This is a genomic window from Pseudomonas sp. CFBP2511 (assembly GCF_030209255.1).
Classification (GTDB): Bacteria; Pseudomonadota; Gammaproteobacteria; order Pseudomonadales; family Pseudomonadaceae; genus Aquipseudomonas; species Aquipseudomonas avellanae.
Map to the genome: position 1 here is coordinate 49,618 of NZ_JARVSI010000019.1, position 26,200 is coordinate 75,817.

A 26,200-nucleotide genomic window follows, 5' to 3' on the forward strand; every position below is an offset into this window, starting at 1 on the left:
CAGGGAAGGTTGTCAGGCAGACGGGCGACGAGGGTAACGCGTCAGTTTTTCGATCAGCTCTTCGCCGGGGATGGGCCTGTCGAACAGGTAACCCTGGCCGACATCGCAACGATGGCGACGTAAAAACGCCAGCTGGGCTGCGGTTTCAATGCCTTCGGCGACCACTTTGAGCTTGAGGTTGTGAGCCATGGCGATTACCGCCGAGGTGATTTCCATGTCGTCTTCATCGTCCGGAATGTCGCGGATGAAGCTGCGATCAATCTTGATCACATCGATGGGGAATTTCTTCAGGTAGCTGAACGATGAGTAACCGGTGCCGAAGTCATCCATCGCCAGCGACAGGCCGAGCTTCTTCAGCGAGTCGAGTTGCTGGCGAGTATCTTCTGTGGCTTCCAGCAGCAGACCTTCGGTCAGCTCAAGTTCCAGCAGCGACGGGTCGAGCTGTTCCTCTTTGAGGATGGCGGCAATCGAGGACACCAGTTCCGGGTCGGAAAACTGTTTGGGCGATACGTTGATCGCCACTTGCAGGTTACCGAAGCCTGCAGCGGTCAGGTCCTTGCTCATGCGGCAGGACTGCCGGGCGACCCATTTGCCGATCGGAATGATCAGCCCGGTTTCTTCAGCCACGCTGATGAACTGGTCCGGACGGATCATGCCTTTTTCAGGATGATTCCAGCGCAGCAGCGCTTCCATACCCAGCAATCGGCCTGTCAACAGGCACAGCTTGGGCTGATAAAACACTTCCAGCTCATTCTGGGTCAGCGCGCGGCGCAGGTTGTTCTCGACGAACAGCTTGTAGCTGGCCTCGGCATTCAGCGCTTCGGTGAACACCTGAACCTGATGTTTGCCGTTGGCCTTGGCCTTGTGCAGGGCCAGCCCGGCGTTTTTCATCAGGGTTTGCGGGTCACGACCGTGCAATGGCGCGCAGGCCAGGCCCACGGAGCCTGTCACACTGATCAACTGGTTATCTACGAACATCGGCTTGTCCAGCGTCGCCAGCACCTGGCTGGCGGTGGCCTGCCCGGCTTCCTGACCGGTGTTGTCCAGTAGCACCGCGAATTCGTTACTGGCAAAGCGCGCCAGCACGTCGGTCGGGCTCAGTGTGTTGCGCAGGCGGCGTGCGAGGCTGATCAGCAACTTGTCGCCGGTCTGGTGGCCGAGGCTGTCGTTGATGCGCTTGAAGTTGTCGATGTCGACCAGCAACAGGCTCATCGGCGTGTCGGTGTCACGGGCAAAGCGTTCGTCCAGATTGCGGATGAAGGCCGGACGGTTGCCCAGATTGGTCAGGTTGTCGGTGTACGCCAGGCGCTCGATGCGCTGCTGGGCAAGCTTGCTTTGAGTGATGTCTTCATAAATGCCGATGTAGTGCGTCAGCTCGCGGTTGTCGCCGTATACCTTGGAAATCGACAACTGACCCCAGTAGGGTTCGAGATTCTTGCGGCGGCTCTTGAATTCGCCCTGCCAGCTGTTACTGCTGGTCAGGCTGGAGTTGGCCTCGAGCAGCAACTGGTTGAGGTTTTCCAGCGCGGGCAGCTCCGACAGCTTGTTGCCGGAGACTTCCTCGGAGCTGTATTGAGTGATCGCCGTGAAGCTTGGGTTGACGTACTCGACCACGCCATTGCAATTGACCAGCAAAAAGGCGTTGGCGCTTTGTTCGACGGCGCGCTGGAACAGGTGCAACGCGTTGGTCGCGGCCCGGCGGTTATGATTGTTGATGACCTGAGCGAACTGGTCGGCCAGCTCGCCAGCAAACGCGATTTCGTCGGACTGCCATTCACGCGTCGAGCCCGACTGCTCCAGGCAGAGCACACCAATGACTTGCCCGTCGATACGGATACTGGCGTCCAGGACCGCGCGCGTCTCTCCAGGTCTCAGGCTTATCGCCATTTCCCGGGTGCGCGGGTCTGTCTGGATATTGCTGGCGTCAATCGCCCTGCTGGTGTTCAGGGCTTGCAGATAAGTAGGGTAGGCGCTGATGTCAATCGCCGTACGGGTCTGGTAGTCGCCACTTTCACGACGATAGTCGGTGATCGGCTCGAGACGCTTGTCGTTCAGGTTCCAGATGCTGGCGTGATCGACATCGTAGATGTCGCACGCGCTTCTGGTAATCAGCTCTGCCGCTTCCAGCAGGGTATTGGCCGTGGTGTAACGGTGGCGGGTCAGGCGCAGGATAAGGTCTTGCTGGGCGCGCACTCGTTCAAGGTGTGCAAACTGGTCACGCTGGGCACGCTGGTTGAGTTCCAGGGCAATCTGCAGCCGTGAGTTGCGGGTTTCCAGGTCAGAGTCAGTGACTGATTCGCCATCGGTGACAAGGTCTTCCACGATCATGAAATAACCGCGCAGCAAATGACGATTGTGTTGTTTGTAGGCTTCGCCGATTTCGAGCAGGCCAAGTGGGCCTTTAGGGCTGTGCAGCGTATAGCGGATCAGGTAATTCGGAGACGAGGCCAGTTGCAGTTGGATGTCATCGTGCAGTTGATAACGTGCTTGCGGCTCCATGAGGCTGGCGTAAGGGGATCCAATCAGGGCGCAAAGGTCAACAGCCGGCAGCCCGAGCTGTTTTTCACAGTTCGGGTCGAGAAACAACAGCGCCCAATTGGCTTCATTCAGCCGCTCGAAACGCAGCATGCCCAGGCGCGATGGCACCGGCAATTGCGTCACTACCTCGGCTGCGGATCTACCGGCAGCATCGGTTTGGCTTTTCATGAACAAACTCGCTTCCGGAATACTAGTCGCGACGGGGGTAAACCCACGTTCGCTTATGGCAAGGTTGCATCATGCGGCCCGTGCTTACAAGAGACCACAGTGGCTTAGTGCTATAAAAGTGTCGGCCGCAGGCGCAGGTTCTTCAATGTAACTGGTCGGATACTCGAAATTACCCGTTTTAAGCACAAAACCCCTGTTTTCAGGGGGTATCGGCCGTGCGGGTTCAAGCTTCTCGAGAGGGCGTGCGGTCAGGCCTTCGCCGCCTTTACCTCTTTGGGCGGCAATTGCAGGAAGATCCCGGCTGCGAACATGGCCAAGACTCCGACGCTCAGGAAGGTCAGCTGGAATGCACCTAGCACACTGCTGACCTCGCCGCTGGTCACCTCCTCACTGAAGCCGCCCAACAAGGCCGCAGCGCTGGCAACCCCAAGGCTCAGCGACAACTGTGCCACCACCGAGAGCAGGCTGTTGCCACTCGCGGCGCTGGCGTCGTCCAGGTCGATCAGGGTCACGGTGTTCATCGCCGTGAACTGCAAGGAATTCACCGCGCCGAGCAGCCCCAGGTGGATCAGCAGAATCCAGTACGGCGTCTGCCCGTCCACCAGCGCCAGGCTGGCCAGCAGAATGCCGAGCAGCAATGTGTTGCTGGTCAGGATGACCCGATAACCCAAGTGTTCGATCAACCAGCGCGCCACGGTCTTGGCGAACATTCCCGCCGCCGCCAGCGGCAACATGCTCATGCCGGCCTGCGAGGGCGAATACCCCAGCGCGACCTGCAGCAGCAAAGGCACCAGAAAGGGCAGGGCACCGCTGCCCAGCCGGGCGAACAGGTTGCCCATGATGCCGACCGCAAACGTGCGAGTACGGAACAGCGAGGGTGCGAACAGCGGCGACTCGATGTGCCCGGCCCGCAGCCAGTAGGCCGCCAGGCAGCCCATCCCGGCAAACAGCAGCAGCACCACGCGCATGTGCGGCAGGTGCAGTTCGCCCAGGCCTTCCAGCGCAATGGTGATCAGCACCATCGCTGCGCCAAACAGAATGAAGCCGATTCCGTCGAAATGCGTTCGGCCACCGCCGGGCAGATCCGGGATGAAGTGCTTGACCGCGTAACAGCCCAAGAGCCCGACCGGAATGTTGATCAGGAAAATCCAGTGCCAGCTCAGGTATTCGACCATCCACCCGCCCAGCGTCGGACCCAATAAAGGGCCGAGCAAGCCGGGTATGGTGATGAAGCCCATGATCCGCACCAGCTCTGATCGCGGGTAGGCGCGCAGCACAATCAGCCGCCCGATAGGCACCATCAGCGCACCGCCGAGCCCCTGAATGATTCGCGCCGCGACCAGCATGGTCAGCGAATTGGACAGCGCGCACAGCAGCGATCCGAAACTGAACAGCAAAATGGCGCTGAAAAAGATGCGTTTGATCCCGAAGCGATCGGCAATCCAGCCCGAGGCCGGGATCAGCAGCGCGATCGTCAGCATGTAGGCGATGACCACCGACTGCATGCGCAGCGGATCTTCTGCCAGAGAGCGGGCCATGGACGGCAGGGCGGTATTGAGAATCGTGCCGTCCAGGCTTTGCATGAAGAACGCAATGGCGATGACCCAAGGCATCCAGCGCAGGGTCTTTTCGTCCATGATCGGCGCTGCTGAGTTCTGCATAGGCTCCTGCTATAACGTGAAGGTGATGTGGCTGACCAGCGCACCCGGCAGTTGAATGGAGCCGGTCTGGCGCTGAGTGTAGGTACTCGATTGCAGGATCAGTTCCCGCTCGCGGGTCAGGTCTTCCAGCGCGCTGCCCAACAGGCTGTAGGCGCTGTCATCGAAGCGCATGGTGCTGACCGGTGCGACGATCCTGCCCTCTTCGACCCAGAACGTTGCGAAACGTGTCATGCCGGTCAGACGCGCGGCGGCTTTGTCCGAGAAGTTCAGGTACCAAAGGTTGCTGATGTAAAGACCTGTGCCCAGCTTTTCAAGCACCTGATCGAGCTCCAGCGAACCACCGGAAATGTCCAGCGCGCTGGGCCATTCACCGTAATCCGCGCCATTGGCGGGCAGGTCGTATTCGGCAGCGCTGCTTGAATCCACCAATCGCTCACGGGCCTGACCGTCGACGATCAGTGTCAGGTCCTTGCGCGGGTAGCCTTCGCGCGAGAACGCCGGCGAAAGCGAGCCACTGACGTGCTCCTCGACATTGAATAACGGGCTGAACCGGGTATCACCGTCATACAGCCGTTGCAGCGGGCTGCGTTTGCTGGCCAGCGCCTGCGCGGAGAAGCCACCCCAGGTGAGCATGCCGATGATTTCGTCAACGGCTGCCGGGGCCAGATAGGCGCGGTATTGGCCCGGTTCAAGGGTGTGCAGCGGGCGACCGAGAAACTCCAGTTGCTCACGCGCCTGCTCGAAACGTCTTACGAAGGCCTCATTGTTCCAGTGATGACCGGCATAGTTGGCTTTCACCGCCTGCCCGTTCTCATGAAACAGGCTCCAGTCGAAATTGAAGCTGTTGGCCTGATGCCAGCCCAACGCGCCCCAGGAACTGGCGAAGCCCCGATACAGCGGGCCTGCGGCATAAAAACCCACCAAATCCAGTTCGCCCGATAACTCGCAGATCTGCTCGACGACCTTTGCGCTGTCGGGCAGCGGCAGGTCCTGAACATTACTGCTCTGCCAGGCCTCGGTGTTGGGCAGCAGATACGGATCTTTCGCCAGGGCAGGCAGCGTTTCGCGCAATTGCTGCAAGGCATCGGTCAGGCGCTGGGTGTCTGTCTCTGAATCGCCTGAAAGTGTCACTTCCAGATTGGCATGCCGTCCGTCATCGATCAGCTTGAACGTCGCGATGACCTGCTGCACGCGGCCGGCCTGGCGTACCTGGCCGTGGTTGAAGCGAATGAAGTCCGACGCTTCGGCGTCGTAAGCCAGGGTGAAGTGTTCGGTCGGGCTGATGGCAGCCTTGAGCACGGCGACCAGCGCCTCGAATTGCTGTTGGTGCGACATCAGGCGTCTCCTCCGAATACATCGACATTGGCAAATACACACGCCGGAGAGGCGTGACCGACACGGATCACCTGATTGGGCTCGCCCTTGCCGCAATTGGGTGTGCCGAGCACCTTGAAGGTGCTGGCATCGCCGACAGCACTGAGGTTTTTCCAGAATTGCGCGGAGATCGCCCGGTAGTTGGGGTTTTTCACCACGCCCTTGAGTTCGCCGTTTTCAATCAACTGACCCCATTCGCAACCGAACTGAAATTTGTTGCGCGCATCGTCGATGGACCACGAGCGGTTGCTCGACATCAGGATGCCGTGCTCGATAGTGCCGATCAGGCCGTCCATCGACTGGTCGCCCGGTTCGATGTTCAGGTTGGCCATGCGATCAATCGGTGCGCGATTCCAGCCACAGGCGCGGCTGTTGGCAACGCCGTCCAGGCCGCTGCGGTACTGCGACAGCGCGCCACCGAGCGGACGCTGCAGCAGGCCGTCGCGGATCAGAAACTGCTTGTTCGCCGGGGTGCCGTCGTCGTCATGCGCGTAACTGGCCAGTTGTTCGGGAATGTCCGGGTCGAAGGTCACGTTCAACAGGCTGGAGCCGTATTGCAGGATGCCGAAATCCGACGTCTTGACGAAGCTGGTGCCGGCGTAATTACGCTCGTCGCCCAGAATCCGGTCCAGTTCCAGCGGATGGCCGATGGACTCGTGAATTTGCAGCACCATCTGATCCGGCATCAACAGCAGGTCGCGCGGGCCTGTTGGCGTGTTGGGTGCGAGGATCAACTGCAAGGCCTCATCGGCCACCCTTGCAGCTGAGCCGATCAGCCCGCAACTGCTCAGTACTTCGATGCCGCCCTGTTGGCCGAAATTGTCGCCGCCCAGGTTACGCGTCTGGCTGTCGCGGCCGTCGTAAGCTGTCACGCTCATGCCGGGGAACACAAAACGCTGCGCCTGACGAAGCTGCGCACCTGCACTGTTCAGGTAGATCTGCTCGACGGTTTCCAGCCCCAGAATGGCCTGCCAGTTGACCAGGCGCTCGTCCTTGGGGACTGCGCTTGACTCAGCCATCAGCAGGCCAATGCAGTCGCTCAACGGCGGGAAGGCTTGATCCATGTTCGGTGACAGGTAGTCAGCCCTGGCGGTTGAAACGGCTTGCTCGCTCAAGTCCAGCAAGGCGTGCGGTGCCAGTCGGCGGGCCAGTGCCTCGGCCTGCTGCAAGGCGGCCTGCAAACCCTGGCGGGAAGTGTCGTTGGTGGCGGCGTAGGCTTCAACGCCATTGAGGCGCACAGTCAGCATTGCGCCTTCATCGCTGCTTAGCGACGGTGGCTCGGCCACGTTCTTGCGCACACACAAGCGTTGGCCGGTGCGGCGCACGTAACGTACGGAAAAGAATTGCGCTTCACTCTGCAAAGCAGCGAAATGCTGCTTGAGCCGGGCGGAGAAATCGAACATGCAGACAAGCTCCTTCTTGAGGGTGGTCGGTGAAGTCCGGATGGCCTTTTGAGCCGATTGCTTTGAGAGGGGGGTTACCCCAAAGATTGCCAGGCTGCACCTGCAAGCTTTGAGCCAGACGCTTCAGCCCTGCATCACCAGGCGTATGTCCGCGGCGAGTTCACGCACGCGGTCTTCTTCGGTATCCCACGAGCACATGAAGCGCGCGCCGCCATTGCCGATGAAGGTGTAGAAGCGCCAGCCCCTGGCGGTCAAGGCTGCGATGGCAGGCTCCGACAGTTGCAGAAACACGCCATTGGCCTGCACCGGGAACATCAGTTCGACGCCGGCAATGTCCTTGACCAGATCAGCCAGCAACTGTGCGCACCGGTTGGCGTGGCGAGCATGTTTGAGCCACGCGTCGTTTTCCAGCAGGCCAACCCAGGGCGCGGACAGGAAGCGCATTTTCGACGCCAGTTGACCGGCTTGCTTGCAGCGATAATCGAAATCGACGGCCAGATCGTGGTCGAAAAACAGGATCGCCTCGCCCACCGCCATGCCGTTTTTGGTGCCGCCAAAGCACAGCACATCAACGCCGGACTTCCAGGTCAGCTCGGCCGGCGATGCATCCAGAAACGCGCAGGCATTGGAGAAGCGCGCACCGTCCATGTGCAGGTGCAGGCCCAGTTCCTTGCAGGTGGCGCTGATGGCCTTGAGCTCTTCTGGCTGATAGACGCCGCCCACTTCCGTGGCCTGGGTCAGGGTTACAACACGCGGCTTGGGGTAGTGAATGTCCTGACGCTTGAGCGCCACTTCACGAATCGATTCCGGGGTCAGCTTGCCGCCCGGGCTGCGGGCGGTCAGCAGCTTGGAGCCGTTGGAGAAAAATTCCGGCGCGCCGCATTCATCGGTTTCGACGTGAGCCGTTTCCGAACAGATGACACTGTGGTAACTCTGGCACAGCGAGGACAGCGCCAGCGAGTTGGCCGCTGTGCCGTTGAAGGCAAAAAACACTTCGCAGTCGGTTTCAAACAAACGGCGGAAATCATCCGAGGCGCGCGCAGTCCATTGATCGTCCCCATAGGCACGTTGATGGCCTTTGTTCGCCTGCTCCATCGCGGCCCACGCTTCAGGGCAGATACCGGAGTAGTTGTCACTGGCGAACTGTTGGCTTTGGTCTGTCATGGCCGATTCCTTATGGGCAATTATGCTGCGCACTGTAGCGAACAAAGAGGGGGGCGGTCATGCTTTGCATGCACGGCGCGCCCACACATTCAGGAGTGATATGGATCTTTCCAACCCGCCTTTTCTGCCCGGACGCAACAAGGCGCTGGACCTGCTCAAGTGGCTGGCGATGCTGAGCATGGTGCTCGATCATCTGCGCTACGTGGGTTGGTCGATTGATTTTCTGTACGTGCCAGGGCGTTTCGCCTTTCCCTGGTTCTGTCTGGCGATTGCGGTAAACCTGTCACGGTGCAGCGCAGCCCTTGTGGCCCCGCGTGTGCAATGGCGGTATCTGGGCTGGTTGTTGGCGTTCGCCGCGTTATCGGAGATTCCGTATCGACTGTTCATGGCGGATGCGACCGTGCTGAACGTGATGCCGACCCTGTTACTGGGGCTGTTGATTGCTCAGGGCTGGCAGCATCGCAATGTAACGACCCGTGTCATGGCCATCGTCGCACTGCTGCTGGCAGCGGTTTTTCAGCAGCACTTGATGTTTGGCTTCGCCGGCGTGCTGTTGCCGCTGGTCTTTGTGCTGGTGCTGCAAAAACGGCTTTGGTATGCAGCGTTCCCGGCTGTTTTTTGTCTGGCGGGGAACGCCTGGTCACAGATGTTCGCCGGTGCGGCCTGGGGCGATCCTATTTCCATCGGTTCGATAATTGCGTGTGCGCTGGCGCCGGTACTGGGCATCGCGTTGCTGCGGACAAAGCCTGAGTTCTCAGTGATCCCGATGCGGCGTTGGGCCTACGCGATCTACCCGCTGCATTTTCTGATGTTGCTGGGGGTGCGGGTGGTGTTGGGGCGGGTGTGAGAACCGCAACTATCGGGTATCAATTGCAATTATCGTGCGACGCTCCGCGTCGGCATGCCGTTCTGGACGCTCCGCGTCCTCTTTGCGACGCAGAGCGTCGCGAACGGCATTCCCACGCAGAGCGTGCCGAACGATAACCTCAACTATCGTGCGACGCAGAGCGGCCCTTCATCCATCAGCTATTGGGCAGTAACCGGCAAGTAATGCTCTTGATGTAGCGCGTCTCGGCAATCGCCGGGTGTACCGGGTGGTCCGGGCCCTGACCGCCGCGTTCCAGCAGCTGGATGTTGCGATCCAGATGGCGGGCGCTGGTCAGAAGGATGTTCTGCAAGTCGTCTTCCGGCAGGTGCATGGAGCACGACGCGCTGATCAGGATGCCGTCCTTGGACAGCAGGCGCATGGCCTGTTCGTTCAGGCGGCGATAGGCACCTTCGCCGTTCTTCATGTCTTTTTTACGTTTGATGAACGCAGGCGGATCGGCAACGATGACGTCGAAACGCTCTTCACCGGCTTTCAGCTCTTTCAACGCTTCAAAAACGTCGCCTTCGATGCAGGTCATCTTTTCCGCAAAACCGTTCAGCGCTGCGTTGCGCTCCACGCCATCCAGGGCAAAGGACGAGGCATCGACGCACGTCACGTCACTGGCGCCAAACGCTGCGGCCTGAATCCCCCAGCCACCGATGTAGCTGTACAGGTCCAAGACACGCTTGCCTTTGACGTAAGGGGCGATGCGTGCGCGATTCATGCGATGGTCATAGAACCAGCCCGTCTTCTGCCCGGCCATGACCGGTGCTTCAAACTTGACGCCGTTTTCTTCCAGCGCAACCCACTCCGGCACCAGCCCGAACACGGTTTCGACGTAACGATTCAGGCCTTCCGCGTCGCGGGCCGCCGAGTCGTTCTTGAACAGAATACCGCTAGGCTTGATGACCTGAACCAGTGCCGCAATGATGTCTTCCTTGTGGTTTTCCATGGTGGCCGAGGCCAGCTGGACAACCAGAATGTCACCGAAGCGATCCACCACCAGGCCCGGCAGCAGGTCGGAATCGCCGAAAACCAGGCGATAGAACGGCTTGTCGAACAGACGTTCGCGCAGCGAAAGCGCCACGTTGATGCGGTGCACAAGCAGGGATTTGTCGAGCGGCAGTTTGATGTCGCGCGACAGCAAGCGTGCACAGATCAGGTTGTTGGGGCTCATGGCGACGATGCCCAGCGGCTTGCCGCCAGCCGCTTCAAGCAATGCCTGATCACCGGCCGCAAAACCATTCAGCGGAGTGGCGGCTACGTCGATTTCGTTGCTGTAGACCCACAGATGACCCGCGCGCAGGCGGCGGTCGGCGTTGGCTTTGAGGCGCAAGCTAGGCAGGGACATGACGTCGCTCCTGAAAAAAGAGCGGGATTATAGCGCGTCATCCCGCTGATGCGCCGGGTTGACGACAACTTTCGTAACCTATTGTGCCGACAGCGCCTCAATGATCGGGACTGACCTTAACGCCATGGGGCACAGGGCCTGAAGCTGTCTATCAGCTAAAGTTCCGAGAATATCTTCTTCCCCGGTGATGGACCGTTGCCCCTCAAAAGGGTCAGAATCCCTTCACCACCGAGAGTGATTACCTATGTCCGAAGAGCTTACCTCCGAGCAGATCCAGATAGCGTTGCAAGGCATCAGCGTGCCCCCGCAGCCGCAGATCATGGTGGATCTGCAGATGGAGCAGTACATGCCTGACCCGGACCTGGGCGCGATTGCACGTCTCATCGCACAGGATCCCGGCTTGTCCGGGGCGCTGCTGAAGATTGTCAATTCTGCGCATTACGGACTGTCCAACAAGATCGCCTCGATCGACAAGGCGGTGAATCTGTTGGGCAGTCGGACCGTTATCAACCTGATCAACGCGCAGTCGATCAGGGGCGAGATGAGCGATGAAACCATCGTGGCACTCAACCGCTTCTGGGATACCGCTCAGGATGTCGCGATGACCAGTCTGACGCTGGCCAAGCGCATCGGCTCGCAGACGGTGGATGAATCCTACGCATTGGGTCTGTTTCATGACTGCGGCATTCCGCTGATGCTCAAGCGTTTCCCCAATTACATGCCGGTGCTTGAAGACGCTTACGCCAATGCCGGGCCTGAACGCCGCATCGTGGATACCGAAAACAGTGCATTTGACACCAACCATTCGGTTGTAGGCTATTACACGGCCAAGTCCTGGCGCTTGCCGGCGCACATTACCGACGCGATCGCCAATCATCACAACGCATTGGCGATTTTTGAAGACGATACCAGCCGTAATGCCACATTGAAGAATCTGTTGGCGCCCCTGAAAATGGCCGAGCATATCTGTCAGTCCTACCGGGTACTGGGCAATCAGGACGAGGATCACGAGTGGGAAAGCATCGGCGCGCTGGTGTTGGACTACGTCGGGTTGTCCGAATACGATTTTGAATACCTGAGGGAAAGTATTCGCGAGCTCGGTGCGCGCTGATCCTGCGCGCTGTCAGCCCTTACTTTCCGCACGACCGAGTTATCCATGCCTGAATTACCAGAAGTCGAAACCACCCGCCGTGGCATTGCGCCCCACCTCGAAGGCCAGCGCGTCAGCCGCGTGATCGTGCGTGATGGCCGTCTGCGCTGGCCCGTTCCCGAAGACCTGGACATCCGTCTTTCCGGGCAGCGCATCGTTCAGGTGAGTCGCCGCGCCAAGTACCTGCTGATTCAGGCCGAAGTGGGCACGTTGATCAGCCATTTGGGCATGTCGGGCAATCTGCGCCTCGTCGAGGCGGGGCTTGCGGCGCTCAAACACGAGCACGTCGATATCGAGCTGGAATCCGGGCTGGCGCTGCGTTACACCGACCCGCGTCGTTTCGGGGCGATGCTTTGGAGTCATGATCCGCATAATCACGAATTGTTGATCCGTCTTGGTCCCGAGCCGCTGACCGATCTGTTCGACGGCGAGCGTCTTTACGAGCGCTCGCGCGGCAAGTCGATTGCCGTAAAGCCGTTCATCATGGACAACGCCGTGGTGGTGGGCGTGGGCAATATCTACGCGACAGAAGCGCTGTTTGCGGCGGGCATCGACCCTCGGCGCGAAGCCAAGGGGATTTCCAGGGCGCGTTACCTGAAGCTGGCCATCGAGATCAAACGCATTCTGGCGTATGCCATTGAGCGCGGTGGCACGACGTTGCGCGACTTCATCGGCGGCGATGGCAAGCCCGGCTATTTTCAGCAGGAATTGTTTGCCTACGGGCGCGGCGGTCAGTCTTGCAAGGTCTGTGGCACAACGTTGCGCGAGATCAAGCTGGGCCAGCGCGCCAGCGTTTACTGTCCCAAGTGCCAGCGCTGAACGACTTATGAGCCCTGCGCCGCTTGCTTAACCCGCATCCCTGTTTATAGTGATGGCACCCTAATTTGCGACGCCTGAAGGACCAAGCCATGAACCCGTTTCGTATTTTCGCCGCCACGCTGGCGTTGTTCATCGGCTTGCAAGCCCTGCCCGCAGTCGCTGCCGATATCACGCAAGGCAGCGGCGATCCGGTCTACACCATCCAGAACCCGCCGGCGTTCGCCATGATCGGAGACTTGCTGATTGCCCGACCGCTGTTGATCGGCGCGACCATCATCGGCACAGGTCTGTTTGTCATTGCGGCGCCATTTGCAGCGGCAGGCGGCAACCTTGGCGCGACGGGCAAGGCACTGGTAGTCGATCCGGGCAAGGCGGCGTTTGTGCGTTGCCTGGGTTGCACCGGTGACGGATACGGCAAGCAGCAGTAGGGTCTGGATCAGACGTTGCTGGTGATGATCCGGTACTTGTCCATCAGTTGCTCTTTGCTTTCGACGTGATTTTCATCCAGCGGGATGCAGTCGACCGGGCAAACCTGCTGGCATTGCGGCTCGTCGTAATGCCCCACACATTCGGTGCACAGGTTCGGATTGATCACGTAGATCTCTTCACCCTGTGATATCGCTTCGTTTGGGCACTCGGGTTCGCAGACGTCGCAATTGATGCAATCGTCAGTGATGATAAGGGACATGAATTGCTCCTGCCGCGGCCGACGCCGGGGCATATGAAAACCAATGCGGCGAATTGTGCCGCATTAGGCTTCGGGATGCACCTTGATGTGCTAGCGTTTAAATCGCTCGGTCAGTGCCTGGGCGACGGCAGGGTGTACGAACTTGGTGATATCACCGCCCAACGTCGCGATTTCGCGCACCAACGTCGAAGAAATGAACGAGTAACGTTCTGACGGCGTGAGGAACAGGCTTTCGACGTCCGGTGCCAGTTGCCGATTCATGTTCGCGAGCTGAAACTCGTACTCGAAGTCCGACACCGCACGCAGGCCGCGCAGAAAGACATTGGCGTTCTGTTCCTTGGCAAAATGCGCCAGCAGCGTCGAGAAACCGACGACCTCCACGTTAGGCAAGTGCTTGGTCACCTCACGGGCCAGCTCGACGCGTTGCTCCAGGGGGAACAGCGGGTTTTTCTTCGGGCTGGCGGCAACTGCAATGACCACTTGGTCGAACAGGCGCGAGGCGCGTTCGACCAGATCGCCATGGCCCTTGGTGATAGGGTCGAAGGTGCCTGGGTACAACACTCGGTTCATCGCGTCGTCCTGGTCGGAGTCCGTTGTGGGACTCGGATGGTATCGCAGCCGTCCCGATGGGCCAAGCGACTCGACTGATGGAAAAGGCCGTATTGCGCCGATTATCGGCCATGTGTGGCGTGAAACCCCTGATTCAGGGGCTATTTACTGTTATGGCTTTCACGCAATCAACGCATGAAAAGTTTATAAACCAGGCGCTGAATCGCTTTGCCGTACGGTGGATAAATCAATCGCGCTGTGTTCAGGCGCTGTTTGGTGAACACCGCCTTGGCCTGGCTGAAGGTAAGAAAGCCTTCGCGGCCATGGTAATTACCCATGCCTGACGGGCCGACCCCGCCGAAAGGCAGATCGTCCTGAGCGGCATGCATCAGCGTGTCATTGATCGACACCCCGCCAGAATGCGTTCGTTCCAGTACCTGCCGTTGCTCGGCCTTGTCGTAGCCGAAGTAGTACAGGGCCAGCGGGCGAGGGCGCTGGTTGATGTAGGCGTATGCATCTTCGATACGGTGGTAAGGCACGACCGGCAGCAACGGTCCGAAAATCTCGTCCTGCATCACCAGCATGTCGTCGCTGACATCAAGTAACACACTGAACGGCATGCGCCGATTCTGACTTTGCTCATACAGCGTGATGATTGTCGCGCCTTTGTTCTCGGCGTCTTCCAGGCAGTGGTTCAGGCGCAGCAATTGGCGTTGATTGATGATTGCGGTGTAATCAGGGTTGTCGATCAGCGTCGGGTAAAAGCGTTTTACTACTGCGGTGTAAGCGTCGACAAACCCTGTCAAGCGGTCCTTCGGCACCAGCACATAATCCGGAGCAATACAGGTTTGTCCCGCATTGAGTGTCTTGCCGAATGCGATGCGCTCGGCGGCGTCTTGCAGGGGCACATCCTGCGACACGATAGCGGGCGATTTGCCGCCCAGCTCCAGAGTGACCGGCGTGAGGTTTTCAGCGGCAGCGCGCATGACATGCTTGCCAATGCTGGTTGCGCCGGTAAACAGCAGATGATCGAACGGCAGGCGCGAGAACGCCATGCCCGTTTCAGCTTCGCCGAGCACTACCGCAACCAGGTCTTCCGGGAACACGTTGGCCAGCAAACGCTTGAGCAGCGCGCCGGTTGCGGGTGTCGATTCACTGAGCTTGAGCATGACCCGGTTGCCTGCCGCCAACGCACCGATCAAGGGCCCGATCGCCAGGAAAAGCGGGTAGTTCCACGGCACAATCACCCCGATCACGCCTAGCGGCTGATACACGACTTTCGCCGATGCAGGCTGAAACATCAGGCCAACGCGCCGCCGCGACGGTTTCATCCAGCGCTTCACGTGTTTTCGCGCATCAGCAATACCCAGCAGGCTCGGCAATAGCTCGGCCAGAAGGGTCTCATCGGCACTGCGCTGGCCGAAGTCTGCGCCTATCGCGTCGATCAGATCCTGGCGATGAAGGCTCAACACCTCGCCCAGCGACTTGAGCCATTGCAGGCGCTGCGCGGCCGAAGGCATCGGATTGGCCCTGAATGCGGCACGTTGCAGGGCAAATGCACGGTGCATGGCTTCAATTGAAGGGTCAGTGTGCTGAGGCATTGTTTCGGCGAGCATGGAGGTTTCCGGGTTGGGTATGAAAGGGTTTCTAGAGTTTTTGCTCTACAGCGTCAAATTGGTCATGCCACTGGTCGTTGCAACCAATGGTTTTTTGAATGCTTAAAGGCATATGGTCATCTGATTTCTGTATGCCTTCAGGTGTTCGCCTGCTATTCGATACAACAATCACGAGGCTGACTGACTGCTGTCAAAGCGACGATTCAGTCACCATAGTGGCACTTGCCTGCGCTAAGATTGCCATCATCCCATCAGCAACCGAGCGTCCCGGCCCAGCATGGCACCCCGTACCAAAACCCGTGAACGTATTGTGCAAGCCAGCCTTGAGCTGTTCAATCAGCAAGGCGAGCGTTGCATAACCACCAATCACATTGCTGCGCACATGGAGATATCGCCCGGCAATCTCTATTATCACTTTGCCAACAAGCAGGTAATCATTGCCGAGCTGTTCACCCAGTACGAGACGCTGGTGGGCAGTTTTCTGACGTTGCGCACAGACCGTCTGCCGACTATCGAAGACAAGCGCGATTACTTTCTGGCAATGATCGACGCCATGTGGCGCTATCGTTTTCTGCACCAGGACCTTGAACACCTGCTGACGTCGGATGCGGAGCTTGCCAGGCGCTACCGGCGTTTTTCGTACCGCTGCCTGATGCAGGCGATGAACATTTACCGGGGTTTCATCAAGGCGGGCATCCTGCAGATGGATGAGTCGCAGATCGAGTGGACCAGCCTCAATACCTGGATTGTGCTGACGTCGTGGGTGCGGTTTTTGTGCACTAACCGGGAAAACAATGCCGAGCTGAACGAATCAGCCATCCGGCGTGGTGTCTATCAGGTGCTTATGCTCGAATCGGTCTTTGTCGCGCCTCAGGCTCGCGAAGCGTTCGATGCGTTATGTGAAACGTTCCATTCATCGTTGCCAGAGGCTCTGGCCTGAATCCAGAACCGATGAGCAGCCTGACCATCGGGTTTCTGCCACAGGAGTGTGTCATGTCCATTGCGCAACTGATCAGCCCTGAACGCCTGGCCATGCGCCAGAAAACGCCGGGCCTGGTCATTCTCGATTGTCGCTTTGCCCTGGAAGATGCGGATTACGGCCAGCGTAACTATGCGCAGGGCCATATCGAAGGTGCGTCGTTTGCCGATCTGAAGCGTGACCTCAGCGGGCCGGCTATCAAAGGCAAGACCGGACGCCACCCACTGCCGGAACCCGGTGCCTTGCTGGAAAGCATTCAGGCATGGGGTATCAATGCCGACAGCGACGTCGTGCTGTACGACGACGGCCCCGGTATGTTCGCCGCGCGCGCCTGGTGGCTGTTGGCCTGGATGGGCAAGCGCGAGGGTGTGTACCTGCTCGACGGTGGGCTTAAAGCCTGGCACGCGGCGGGTTTGCCGCTGAGCCTGGATGCGCTGAACCATGAGCCGGGCAATTTCAGCGGTGAGCCGGACATGTCGATGTTGCTCAGTGGCAGCCGATTGCAGAGCCGCCTCGGACGTGCGGAGATGACGTTGATCGATGCCCGCGCTGAAGCCCGCTTTCGCGGCGACGTGGAGCCCCTGGACCCTGTTGCCGGACACATCCCTGGTGCGCAGTGTGCGGCCTGCACCGACAATCTCGGGCCGGACGGGCGTTTTCTGCCGCCCGAGCAGCTCAGGCAGCGTTTCGCCGAAAAGCTGCAAGGCCGCCCGCCGGAAAGTCTGGTGTCCTATTGCGGCTCGGGTGTCACGGCCTGTCATAACCTGTTCGCACTGTGCCTGGCAGGCTACCCGATGGGCACCCTGTATGCAGGGTCCTGGAGCGAATGGATTACCGATCCGACGCGTGAAATAGCCACTGGCGCCGGTTGACCTGGCGTCAGCTTGAGCGGGCGCTTTCACGTTCCTGCGCGGCGCTCAGCCATGACGGGATACGCCGTTCGAGGTAATAAGTCGGGTTGCGCAACGAGCCGTCGACAAAACCGACGTGCCCGCCTTTGGCATGCAGTTCAAATTCGGTGCAGGCTGACAGTTCGCCGGGCTCGGGCAGGCTGTGGGGGAAAACGAACGGATCGTCGCGAGACTGGATAATCAGCGTCGGCGTTTCAATCTGGCCCAGGTAATAGCGACTCGATGCCCTGCGGTAATAATCCGTGGCATCGACGAAGCCGTGCAAAGGGGCCGTCACCCGGCCATCGAAGTCCCAGAACGTTCGCATGTTCTCCAGCGAGCCCAGGGCAGACAGTTCAGCGAGCCCTTCTGTCAGCCCTTCATGTTGAAAGCGCTGTTGCTTGTCGCGGATGTACGTCAGCATTTCGCGCATGAAGTGCCGTTGATAGACCTTGGAAAACCCCTGGCCGATACGGTTGGCGCACTCGTCCAGACGAAAAGGGACAGACACCGCTACCGCACCCAGCAGCTCGCTGTGCTTGCCTGACTCGCCCAGATACTTGAGCAACACATTGCCGCCCAGTGAATACCCCACGGCATACAGCGCAGCCAGTGGGCGCAGCAAGCGTAAATGAGCGATCACCTCGGCGAGGTCTTCGCTCGCCCCGGAGTGATAACTGCGCGACAGCAGATTGGGCTCCCCCGAGCAGCCGCGCCAGTTCAGCGCCACACTGGCCCAGCCCTTCGCCGCCATGGCCTTTTGCAGGCCGGCTACATACGGCGAGTTGGACGACCCGGTCAGGCCGTGCAGCACCAGCACCAATGGCGCATCGGCGTCGTTCGGCCCGTGCCAGTCCATGTCCAGAAAATCCCCGTCCTTCAACCACAACCGCTCGCGAGAACGCGCCAGCAGCGTTGGCCTGCGCACCAGCGGGCCCCAAAGCGTCTGCAGGTGCGGATTGCCCATGCCGACGGCCGGGACGAACGGGTTTGCATGGGGCACAAAGGCAGGGCGTGTAGGCACGGTATTGCTCGACGATCAATTCAAGGGCTGATGCGGTACGTTGCCACTAAGTGGGCCGGGATGTAAGTGGGGAATGGCAGGTGGTTTGATAAGCCGTCCTGGCAAGATCGGCACTACCCCGGGTTTGCCATGACATAAGGCTCGATCGGCGGCTGCTCGCGATGCTCCGCTTGCCACAAATCATAGTCCGCCTGTATACCCAGCCACAGGCGCGCGCTGCTGATACCCGCTCGCTCGAGCCTTACCGCCAGATCAGGGCTTACAGGTGCATGCCCATGCAGAATTCTTGACAGCGTTTCTCTTGCAAAACCCAGGTGACTGGCGAATTCAGTGATGGTGGTCTGCAAGCCGGGAATGACCTCTTCAAGGAGGATTTCCCCCGGATGGGGAGGATTGAACATTTCCATGGGGACCTCGGTTCAGTGGTAATCCAGGTAGTCGACCAGTTCGACATCTGTATCGAAAAAACGAAAAATAATCCGCCAGTTCGCATTGATAGTTATTGACCAGAAACCCTCCAGTTCACCTTTCAGGGGATGAAGCCGCCAGCCGGGCATGTTGACGTTAGCAGGGGTTCTCGCTCGATTCAGTACTGCCAGGACGTGCGCGAGGCGTTTTGAGTGATCAGCCCTGATGCCGCTGCTAGAGCCGGTTTCGAAAAAAGCTTTGAGCCCTTTGTGTCTCCAGCTGACGATCAATGGGTGATTGTGATGCGATACATCACACTCTGCAATTGCCGTATTGCAGTCCTTTGTAATCTGTTCATAACCTTCCTTTTAGACATGGCAAAAAGCCGCGAACGCGTATGAGGGGTATGAGCAGATGGGACTATGGCTGCTAGCTTGAGTCAACGAGGGCGACGTAGGACTGGTCTTCGATTTAGGTAGGTCGCTTGGGGAAGGACTGATTATCCGGCCAACGGGACGCCAGTGGGTGCGTCCCGTCTAATCAGATTTCTGTGCTACCCCCGCTGCCACAACGCGTAATACACCTGTCCGGCTTTTTTCTCGCGATGCAATCGCCAACTGCCCGGCAGGCCGGTGGTCGAGGGCGGTGTTTCGCTTTCGGTGTAGATCCAGGCGGTGTCGGCCAGCCAGCCGTGGGTTTCCAGCAGGGTGCAGGCCGAAGCGAGCAGGCCCTGGTGGAAGGGCGGGTCGAGGAAGACCAGGTCGAAGGGCGATGCGGTGGCGGTTTCCAGATGGCGCAGGGCGTCGGTCTGGGCAACCTGGCCGCTGGTGCAGTTCAGGGCGTTGAGGTTCTGGCGCAGGCTGGCGATGGCGGCAGCGTTGCTGTCCAGTGCCAGGCCCATGCTGGCGCCACGCGACAGCGCCTCGAAAAACAGCGCGCCGCTGCCGGTGAAGACGTCCAGCACCCTGGCGCCCGCGATGTAAGGCGCGAGCCAGTTGAACAATGTTTCGCGCACGCGATCAGGCGTCGGGCGCAGGCCGGGGGCGTCGGGGAAGGTCAGGCGGCGGCTGCCCCATTCTCCCCCGATGATACGAAGCTGACCCAGGCCGTTATGGCCCTTCGGACGTGGATTGGCCATCAGTGTTCCGGGACCCCTACAGGTTGGCGAACGGGTTTGTCGGTTGGCGCGGGCAGCGGCTTTTGCTCCACTGTCGGGCCAACGCTGACGATGACCATCTTGTCGGCGCTCAGATGCTTGCTCATTGCAGCCTTGACCTGATCGACCGTCACGCTCTGGGCGGCGGCAATGTAGTCCTCAAGGTAGGTCAATGGCAGATCATAGAAGCCGATGGCGCCCAATTGGCCGACGATGGCCGAGTTGCTGGCTGCGGTAAGCGGGAAGCTCCCGGTCAGCTCGCGTTTCACGTCGTCGAGTTCTTTCTGGGTCGGGCCGTTGGCGAGGAAGTCGCGAACTATGTCCTGGACCAGCTTGAGGGTGTTTTCGCTCATTTCCGCACGGGTCTGCAGGCCGATCATGAACGGCCCGGCCACTTGCATGGCCGTGAAGCCAGACGAGACACCGTAGGTCAGTCCGCGTTTTTCACGCACTTCGGTCATCAGTCGGCTGCCGAAACCGCCGCCACCCAATACCGAATTACCGACGGTCAGCGCCGCATAATCCGGATCGTTGCGGTCGATGCCCAGTTGCGCGAGCATCAGGTGGGTCTGGTTGGAAGCAAACTCGATGTGCGTCGGGCCAGCCTTGGGTTCGACCGGGTCGGCAACCTTGGCCAGCGCCGGGCCTTTTGGCAGCGAGGCGGACACCTGCGCCGCGATGGCTTGCGCTTCGTCTCGCGACAAGTCGCCAACCAGTGCAATCACCGCATTGCCAGCCGCATAGGCTTTGGCGTGAAACGCTTTGAGTTGAGCCAGCGTAATAGCATTGATACTTTTTACATTACCTTCGCTCGGATGAGCATATGGATGATCGCCATACAGACGCTCGAACAGCGCCTTGTTGCCGATGGCACCCGGGCTCTGCTTCTGGCTTTCCAGGCTGTCGATCAGCTGGTTTTTGAGGCGCGCCAGCGAGTCGGCAGGGAAGGTGGGCTTGCCCACGACCTCGCCGAACAGCTTCAAGGCCGGGTCGCGCTTGTCGACCGCACTCAGGCTGCGCAACGATGCGACGGCCATGTCGCGATAGGAGCCGTTGCCGAAGTCTGCGCCCAGCCCTTCAAAACCCTGGGCTATGGCGCTGACGTCCTTGCCCTTGACGCCTTCATTGAGCATGGCGTTGGTCAGCAAGGCGATACCGGGCGATTTTTGATCCTGACTGCTGCCAGCGGCAAAAATCACGCGCATGTCGAACATCGGTAGTTCGCGAGACTCGACGAACAGCACCTTGGTGCCTTCAGCGGTGTTCCAGGTCTGGATGTTCAAGGCGCGGCGAGCTGGGGCCTTGCCGTCCAGTTCTTTCAGGGTTTGCAGGTTGCTGCCCAATGCGGGCGTGGTCTGGGTTGCCTCGGCAACAGCGGCTTCGTCAGCCAGAACCGGCTGGGCGACAAAGGCACCCAGCGAACCGGCCAGGATCAGGCCGAGCAGCGCATGACGTGGAGCATTGCGCTTGATCATTTGGCTTTCTCCTCAGGCAAAACGTGCGCAACGCTGAGGCGCTCACGGGTGAAATAGGTGTTGGCGGCTTTCTGAATGTCCTGCGGGGTCACGCTCTGCAGGTCTTCCAGTTCCTTGTCCATGAGTTTCCAGGACAGGCCGACGGTTTCCAGCTCGCCGATCATGGTCGCCTGGCTGGTGATCGAGTCACGTTCGTAAACCACGCCGGCGATGACCTGAGCACGGACGCGTTCAAGTTCTTCAGCGGACGGCGCCTTGGTTTTCAAGTCATCGAGCAGACGCCAGATGCCGGTTTCGACATCGGCCAGGGTCTTCTTCTTTTGCATGTTCGGCGTGGCGCTGATCATGAACAGGCTGTCGCCACGAGCGAAGGCGTCGTAGCGCGACGAAGCACCGGACACCAGCTCTTCGCCACGTTCCAGGCGTGTCGGAATGCGCGCGCTGTAACCGCCGTCGAGCAGGGCGGCGATCAGGCGCAAGGCGTTGGCCGAGCGTGGGTCTTCGGCGGTGGCTACGCTCGGCACGTTGAAGCCGTAGATCAGGCTCGGCAACTGGGTTTTGACGTGCAGGGTAATCTTGCGCTCGCCGGGTTCGGCCAGCTCAAGCGGCTTTTTCGAAGGCGGCACGTCGCGGCGCGGGATCGGGCCGAAGAAACGCTCTGCCAGTGCCTTGACCTCGTCCGGCTGCACGTCACCGACCACCACCAGCGTGGCGTTGTTCGGCGTGTACCAGGATTCGTACCAATGGCGCAGCTCTTCAACCTTCATGCGTTCAAGGTCGGCCATCCAGCCGATGGTCGGCGTGTGGTAGCCGCTGGCCGGGTAGGCCATTGCCTTGAAACGCTCGAAAGCCTTGCCCATCGGTTTGTCATCGGTGCGCAAACGGCGCTCTTCCTTGATGACTTCGATCTCGCGGCCGAACTCGTCGGCGGGCAGTTTAAGGGTTGCCATGCGATCGGCTTCCAGCTCCAGCGCAACGCTCAGGCGATCGCGGGCCAGCACCTGATAGTAAGCGGTGTAGTCATCACTGGTGAAGGCGTTCTCTTCAGCGCCCAGATCGCGCAGAATCAGCGACGACTCCCCCGGCCCGGTCTTGCTGCTGCCTTTGAACATCATGTGTTCAAGGGCATGAGACAGACCTGTCTGGCCCGGCGTCTCGTAACTGGAGCCGACCTTGTACCAGATCTGGGAAACCACCACCGGAGCGCGGTGATCTTCGCGGACAACCACCTTCAGGCCGTTATCCAGGGTAAATTCATGGGTCGGTTGCGGGTCAGCAGCCAATGCTGTCAAAGGCAGACAAATCGTGCTGAGCAGCAGGCCTGCGGCGCGGCGGGCTAGAGCATTCATTCGTTGTTTGAACCTGTAGGACGGCCCGCGTGAACTTAGCGTCGGCGGGCGCGGGGGTGTTAGGATACTGATCCGTTTGCCTCAGAGACAGCCTTCACTGGCCAATTGCGAGTGAAACCTGTTTAAAGCGCAGGTAAAGGTAGCTGCTTAAGCGGCCGCTGAGTGAACAAGAAGTCTTAAACGCAGTCTGTTTTGCATGTCAGAATTTTCCGCGCCGCCCTCTGGCGGCCCGCAACCTTGAGATAGCCGTCATCCATGTTTGGTTCCAGCGACGACAAGAAGACCCCAGCTGCGGCTGGTGAGAAGAAAGGCCTGTTCGGATGGCTGCGCAAGAAGCCGCAGCAAGAAGCCGAACCAACGCCGCCAGAATCATCGCCGGCGCAACCCGAACCGGTCGTCGATCAGGTTATAAAGACCCCCCTGGTCGAGCCATCTGCTGCCCCGCAACCTGCGCCCGAGAGCATCCCCCAGGCGGATGCGCCTGCCCCGCAGATCAATGTAGAGCCGGGCGCGCCGTCACCTCAGCCCTGGCTGACCTTGCCGGTCAACGAAGAGTCGGTGGCGCTGAGTGATGAGCGCGAGCCGCACGTAACTCCGGCGATTCCACTACAGGGTCATGTTCATGTCGTGCCTGAGCCGGTGGTGTCCGAACCTGTCGCCTATGAGCCGCAAGCCGAACCTGTAGCCGATATCCTGCCGCTCAGCGCTCAAGAGTCGGTATTGGTTGAGCCTGCTGCAGAACCTGCTCCGGAACCTGAACCTGTCGCGGCCCAGCCCGTCCTTCAGCCAGTGCAGCCTGCTCAGACAGTGGTTCCGATCATAGCGCCAGCAGCACCGGCACCTGTGCCAGAGGCAGAAGCCGGCAAGGTCGGTTTTTTCGCTCGCCTCAAGCAGGGCCTGTCGAAGACCAGCGCCAGCATCGGCGAAGGCATGGCCAGCCTGTTTCTGGGCAAGAAAGCCATTGATGATGACCTGCTGGAAGAAATCGAAACCCGTCTGCTGACCGCAGATGTCGGCGTCGAGGCCACGTCAGTCATCATCAAGAGCCTGACCCAGAAAGTCGCGCGCAAGCAGTTGACCGACGCTCAAGCGTTGTACACCTCGCTGCAGGGTGAGCTGGCAGCGATGCTCAAGCCGGTCGAGCAACCGCTGGTGATCAAGGCCGAGCACAAGCCCTTCGTGATTCTGGTGGTAGGCGTCAATGGCGCAGGCAAGACCACGACTATCGGCAAACTGGCCAAGAAGCTGCAACTGGAAGGCAAGAAAGTCATGCTGGCGGCGGGTGACACCTTCCGCGCTGCCGCTGTCGAACAATTGCAGGTCTGGGGCGAGCGTAACCACATTCCGGTCATCGCCCAGCACACCGGCGCCGATTCCGCCTCGGTGATCTTCGATGCCGTGCAGGCCGCCAAGGCCCGTGGCATTGATGTACTGATTGCCGACACTGCCGGGCGTCTGCATACCAAGGACAACCTGATGGAGGAGTTGAAGAAGGTTCGCCGTGTGATCGGTAAACTCGACGCCGACGCCCCCCATGAAGTCCTGCTGGTACTCGACGCTGGTACTGGTCAGAACGCCATCAATCAGGCCAAACAATTCAACCAGACGGTCACCCTGACCGGGTTGGCACTCACTAAACTGGATGGCACAGCCAAGGGCGGCGTGATTTTCGCCTTGGCCAAGCAGTTCGGCCTGCCTATTCGCTATATCGGCGTGGGCGAGGGCATAGATGATCTGCGTACCTTCGAGGCCGAACCCTTTGTTCAGGCTCTGTTTGCGGAGCGGGAGCGTCCATGATTCGATTCGAGCAGGTCGGTAAGCGCTACCCGAATGGACATGTCGGGTTGCATGAACTGAGCTTTCGAGTACGTCGCGGCGAGTTTCTGTTCGTCACCGGTCATTCCGGTGCCGGCAAGAGCACGCTGTTGCGCCTGTTGTTGGCCATGGAGCGCCCGACGACCGGCAAACTGATGCTGGCAGGTCAGGACCTGGGGCAGATCAGTAACGCGCAGATCCCGTTTCTGCGTCGGCAGATCGGCGTAGTGTTCCAGAATCACCAGTTGCTGTTCGACCGCACGGTCTTCAACAACATCGCCTTGCCCCTGCAGATCCTCGGCTTGTCCAAGCCGGAGATTGCCAAGCGGGTCGATTCGGCACTTGAGCGTGTGGCGCTGTCCGACAAGTCCGATCTGTACCCCGGCGACCTCTCCACCGGCCAGCAACAGCGTGTCGGCATTGCCCGCGCTATCGTCCATCGCCCGGCCTTGCTGCTGGCCGATGAGCCGACCGGTAACCTCGATCCACGTCTGGCAGCGGAAATCATGGGCGTGTTTGAAGACATCAACCGACTGGGGACCAGCGTGCTGATTGCCAGTCACGACCTCGCATTGATTGCCCGCATGCGCCACCGCATGCTGACCCTGCAACGCGGTCGTCTGATCGGTGACGGGGAGGCTGGAGTATGAGTGCTACACGCAGCCCCAAGGTTTCAGAGCGCGTCGCGCCCAAAGCCGCCGATCCTTCGCCGCAAAAGCAGAAAAAACCGCGCCACGATCATGATGATGACGGCCCTGACTTCAGTGCGCTGTTGTCTGCCTGGCTGGAGAGTCATCGGTCCAGTCTGCTCGACAGCCTGCGTCGTCTGACCAAGCAGCCGATCGGCAGCTTCTTTACCTGTCTGGTGATGGCCATTGCCCTGAGCCTGCCCATGGGCCTGTCATTGTTGTTGAGCAATGTCGAGCGCCTGGGTGGTTCGTGGCAGCGTGCGGCGCAGATTTCGATTTATCTGAATCTGGATGCCAGCACCACTGATGGCACCCGCATGCGCGATGAGATCAAGGCCATGCCCGGCGTGGCAGATACCGAGTACATCAGCAGCGAGCAGGCATTGGGCGAGTTCAAGCAACAGTCCGGCCTGGGCGAGGCGCTCAAGGAATTGCCGGAGAACCCGTTGCCTGGCGTAGTGCTGGTTACGCCGGACGAAGTGGACAAGCCCGCGCTGGAAGCCTTGCGCACCCGGCTCGCCGGCCTGCCGAAAGTGGAGCAGGCGCAACTGGATCTGGTCTGGGTCGAACGACTGGCGGCGATCCTCAAACTGGGTGACCGGTTCGTTTTCGGCTTGACGGTTCTGCTGGTCTCGGCTTTGCTGTTGGTAATTGGTAACACGATACGTCTACACATCGAAAACCGCCGTACCGAAATCGAAGTCATCAAACTGGTGGGCGGCACCGACAGCTACGTGCGCAGACCCTTCCTTTATATGGGCGCGCTGTACGGTTTCGGGGCAGGGATCCTGTCCTGGGGGGTTCTGGCGTATGGTCTTAACTGGCTGAACGGTGCGGTCGTCGGGCTGGCGGGTCTGTATGGAAGCGACTTTGCGCTGGCGGGTGTTCCGACGGGTGATGGTCTTTCGCTCTTGCTTGGAGCCGTTCTGTTAGGGTATATCGGTGCCTGGATTGCGGTCGCTCGTCACTTGCGTGAACTGGCGCCCCGCTAAAGGGAATTTTTTCGTTCACCAGATTGGCTTCTGAAAATCAAGGAACTTGGTTAGCGGTTCCGGGTCAATCTGGC

Annotated in this window: 24 protein-coding genes; 9 read left to right on the forward strand and 15 right to left on the reverse strand. The window is 59.7% G+C overall.

Annotated features, from left to right (window positions below):
- Window positions 1-12: 12 nt before the first annotated feature.
- The 5 genes from QRN38_RS16110 to QRN38_RS16130 all read right to left on the reverse strand — a co-directional run bounded on the left by QRN38_RS16110 (window position 13) and on the right by QRN38_RS16130 (window position 8,308).
- Window positions 13-2,706, reverse strand: a complete 2,694-nt coding sequence (locus tag QRN38_RS16110; protein ID WP_007244549.1) for a sensor domain-containing phosphodiesterase — start codon at window positions 2,704-2,706, stop codon at window positions 13-15.
- A 248-nt stretch (window positions 2,707-2,954) separates the two neighbouring features.
- Complete coding sequence (gene mdtD, locus QRN38_RS16115) at window positions 2,955-4,367, reverse strand: multidrug transporter subunit MdtD (protein WP_005763597.1); 1,413 nt, start codon at window positions 4,365-4,367, stop codon at window positions 2,955-2,957.
- Between the two features lie 9 nt (window positions 4,368-4,376).
- A complete protein-coding gene (locus QRN38_RS16120) occupies window positions 4,377-5,702 on the reverse strand; it encodes a TldD/PmbA family protein (RefSeq protein ID WP_057418157.1) in 1,326 nt (441 codons plus the stop codon).
- Window positions 5,702-7,144 carry a TldD/PmbA family protein gene (locus QRN38_RS16125; protein WP_057418158.1) on the reverse strand — a complete coding sequence of 481 codons (1,443 nt, stop codon included), beginning with the start codon at window positions 7,142-7,144 and terminating at the stop codon, window positions 5,702-5,704. The genes QRN38_RS16120 and QRN38_RS16125 overlap by 1 nt, the downstream gene beginning before the upstream one ends.
- A 123-nt stretch (window positions 7,145-7,267) precedes the next feature.
- On the reverse strand, window positions 7,268-8,308 hold the full coding sequence (locus QRN38_RS16130; RefSeq protein WP_005613930.1) for a threonine aldolase family protein: 1,041 nt from the start codon (window positions 8,306-8,308) through the stop codon (window positions 7,268-7,270).
- 100 nt (window positions 8,309-8,408) lie between these two features.
- On the opposite strand from QRN38_RS16130, the gene QRN38_RS16135 reads away from it, so the two are divergent.
- Window positions 8,409-9,155, forward strand: coding sequence for a TraX family protein (locus QRN38_RS16135; protein WP_057418159.1), 747 nt, complete (start codon window positions 8,409-8,411; stop codon window positions 9,153-9,155).
- A gap of 175 nt (window positions 9,156-9,330) precedes the next feature.
- Here QRN38_RS16135 and QRN38_RS16140 read toward each other — a convergent pair whose 3' ends face one another.
- A complete protein-coding gene (locus QRN38_RS16140; RefSeq protein ID WP_005763607.1) occupies window positions 9,331-10,527 on the reverse strand; it encodes a class I SAM-dependent rRNA methyltransferase in 1,197 nt (398 codons plus the stop codon).
- Window positions 10,528-10,825: 298 nt separating this feature from the next.
- Here QRN38_RS16140 and QRN38_RS16145 point away from each other — a divergent pair, with 298 nt between their 5' ends.
- From QRN38_RS16145 to QRN38_RS16155, 3 genes are all read left to right on the forward strand, one after another.
- Entirely contained in the window at window positions 10,826-11,638 is an 813-nt protein-coding gene (locus tag QRN38_RS16145; RefSeq protein ID WP_174171208.1) for an HDOD domain-containing protein, read from the forward strand.
- A 45-nt stretch (window positions 11,639-11,683) separates the two neighbouring features.
- Window positions 11,684-12,496: a bifunctional DNA-formamidopyrimidine glycosylase/DNA-(apurinic or apyrimidinic site) lyase gene (gene mutM, locus QRN38_RS16150; protein ID WP_057418301.1), complete on the forward strand. Its 813-nt coding sequence runs from the start codon at window positions 11,684-11,686 to the stop codon at window positions 12,494-12,496.
- Between the two features lie 89 nt (window positions 12,497-12,585).
- A complete protein-coding gene (locus QRN38_RS16155) occupies window positions 12,586-12,924 on the forward strand; it encodes a hypothetical protein (protein ID WP_005763613.1) in 339 nt (112 codons plus the stop codon).
- Between the two features lie 8 nt (window positions 12,925-12,932).
- Here QRN38_RS16155 and QRN38_RS16160 read toward each other — a convergent pair whose 3' ends face one another.
- The 3 genes from QRN38_RS16160 to QRN38_RS16170 all read right to left on the reverse strand — a co-directional run bounded on the left by QRN38_RS16160 (window position 12,933) and on the right by QRN38_RS16170 (window position 15,349).
- Window positions 12,933-13,184, reverse strand: coding sequence for a YfhL family 4Fe-4S dicluster ferredoxin (locus QRN38_RS16160; RefSeq protein WP_005763614.1), 252 nt, complete (start codon window positions 13,182-13,184; stop codon window positions 12,933-12,935).
- Between the two features lie 90 nt (window positions 13,185-13,274).
- A complete protein-coding gene (gene coaD, locus QRN38_RS16165; RefSeq protein ID WP_005737440.1) occupies window positions 13,275-13,754 on the reverse strand; it encodes a pantetheine-phosphate adenylyltransferase in 480 nt (159 codons plus the stop codon).
- Window positions 13,755-13,921: 167 nt separating this feature from the next.
- The gene (locus tag QRN38_RS16170) at window positions 13,922-15,349 is read right to left on the reverse strand and encodes a coniferyl aldehyde dehydrogenase (protein ID WP_057418300.1); all 1,428 of its coding nucleotides are present in this window, start codon (window positions 15,347-15,349) and stop codon (window positions 13,922-13,924) included.
- A gap of 277 nt (window positions 15,350-15,626) precedes the next feature.
- On the opposite strand from QRN38_RS16170, the gene QRN38_RS16175 reads away from it, so the two are divergent.
- Together QRN38_RS16175 and QRN38_RS16180 are read left to right on the forward strand one after the other, a co-directional pair.
- On the forward strand, window positions 15,627-16,289 hold the full coding sequence (locus QRN38_RS16175; protein ID WP_005763620.1) for a TetR/AcrR family transcriptional regulator: 663 nt from the start codon (window positions 15,627-15,629) through the stop codon (window positions 16,287-16,289).
- Window positions 16,290-16,342: 53 nt separating this feature from the next.
- Window positions 16,343-17,200: a sulfurtransferase gene (locus QRN38_RS16180; protein ID WP_005763623.1), complete on the forward strand. Its 858-nt coding sequence runs from the start codon at window positions 16,343-16,345 to the stop codon at window positions 17,198-17,200.
- 7 nt (window positions 17,201-17,207) lie between these two features.
- Here QRN38_RS16180 and QRN38_RS16185 read toward each other — a convergent pair whose 3' ends face one another.
- The 6 genes from QRN38_RS16185 to QRN38_RS16210 form a co-directional block, all read right to left on the reverse strand.
- On the reverse strand, window positions 17,208-18,242 hold the full coding sequence (locus QRN38_RS16185; protein ID WP_161797805.1) for a hydrolase: 1,035 nt from the start codon (window positions 18,240-18,242) through the stop codon (window positions 17,208-17,210).
- 113 nt (window positions 18,243-18,355) lie between these two features.
- The gene (locus QRN38_RS16190) at window positions 18,356-18,649 is read right to left on the reverse strand and encodes a HigA family addiction module antitoxin (RefSeq protein WP_005763627.1); all 294 of its coding nucleotides are present in this window, start codon (window positions 18,647-18,649) and stop codon (window positions 18,356-18,358) included.
- 12 nt (window positions 18,650-18,661) lie between these two features.
- Window positions 18,662-18,940 (reverse strand): type II toxin-antitoxin system RelE/ParE family toxin, encoded by a 279-nt coding sequence (locus QRN38_RS16195; RefSeq protein ID WP_005737444.1) that lies wholly within the window; start codon window positions 18,938-18,940, stop codon window positions 18,662-18,664.
- 263 nt (window positions 18,941-19,203) lie between these two features.
- Window positions 19,204-19,788: a 16S rRNA (guanine(966)-N(2))-methyltransferase RsmD gene (gene rsmD, locus QRN38_RS16200; RefSeq protein ID WP_054089766.1), complete on the reverse strand. Its 585-nt coding sequence runs from the start codon at window positions 19,786-19,788 to the stop codon at window positions 19,204-19,206.
- Window positions 19,788-21,281, reverse strand: a complete 1,494-nt coding sequence (locus QRN38_RS16205) for a M16 family metallopeptidase (RefSeq protein ID WP_057418299.1) — start codon at window positions 21,279-21,281, stop codon at window positions 19,788-19,790. The genes rsmD and QRN38_RS16205 overlap by 1 nt, the downstream gene beginning before the upstream one ends.
- Window positions 21,278-22,630: a M16 family metallopeptidase gene (locus QRN38_RS16210; protein WP_024667850.1), complete on the reverse strand. Its 1,353-nt coding sequence runs from the start codon at window positions 22,628-22,630 to the stop codon at window positions 21,278-21,280. The genes QRN38_RS16205 and QRN38_RS16210 overlap by 4 nt, the downstream gene beginning before the upstream one ends.
- Window positions 22,631-22,885: 255 nt before the next feature.
- Between QRN38_RS16210 and ftsY the strand changes: the two genes are divergently transcribed.
- The 3 genes from ftsY to ftsX are packed head-to-tail and all read left to right on the forward strand — an operon-like array spanning window position 22,886 to window position 26,126.
- Entirely contained in the window at window positions 22,886-24,427 is a 1,542-nt protein-coding gene (gene ftsY, locus QRN38_RS16215; RefSeq protein WP_057418298.1) for a signal recognition particle-docking protein FtsY, read from the forward strand.
- On the forward strand, window positions 24,424-25,095 hold the full coding sequence (ftsE, locus tag QRN38_RS16220) for a cell division ATP-binding protein FtsE (protein ID WP_003379871.1): 672 nt from the start codon (window positions 24,424-24,426) through the stop codon (window positions 25,093-25,095). The genes ftsY and ftsE overlap by 4 nt, the downstream gene beginning before the upstream one ends.
- On the forward strand, window positions 25,092-26,126 hold the full coding sequence (ftsX, locus tag QRN38_RS16225; RefSeq protein ID WP_057418297.1) for a permease-like cell division protein FtsX: 1,035 nt from the start codon (window positions 25,092-25,094) through the stop codon (window positions 26,124-26,126). The genes ftsE and ftsX overlap by 4 nt, the downstream gene beginning before the upstream one ends.
- Window positions 26,127-26,200 lie beyond the last annotated feature (74 nt).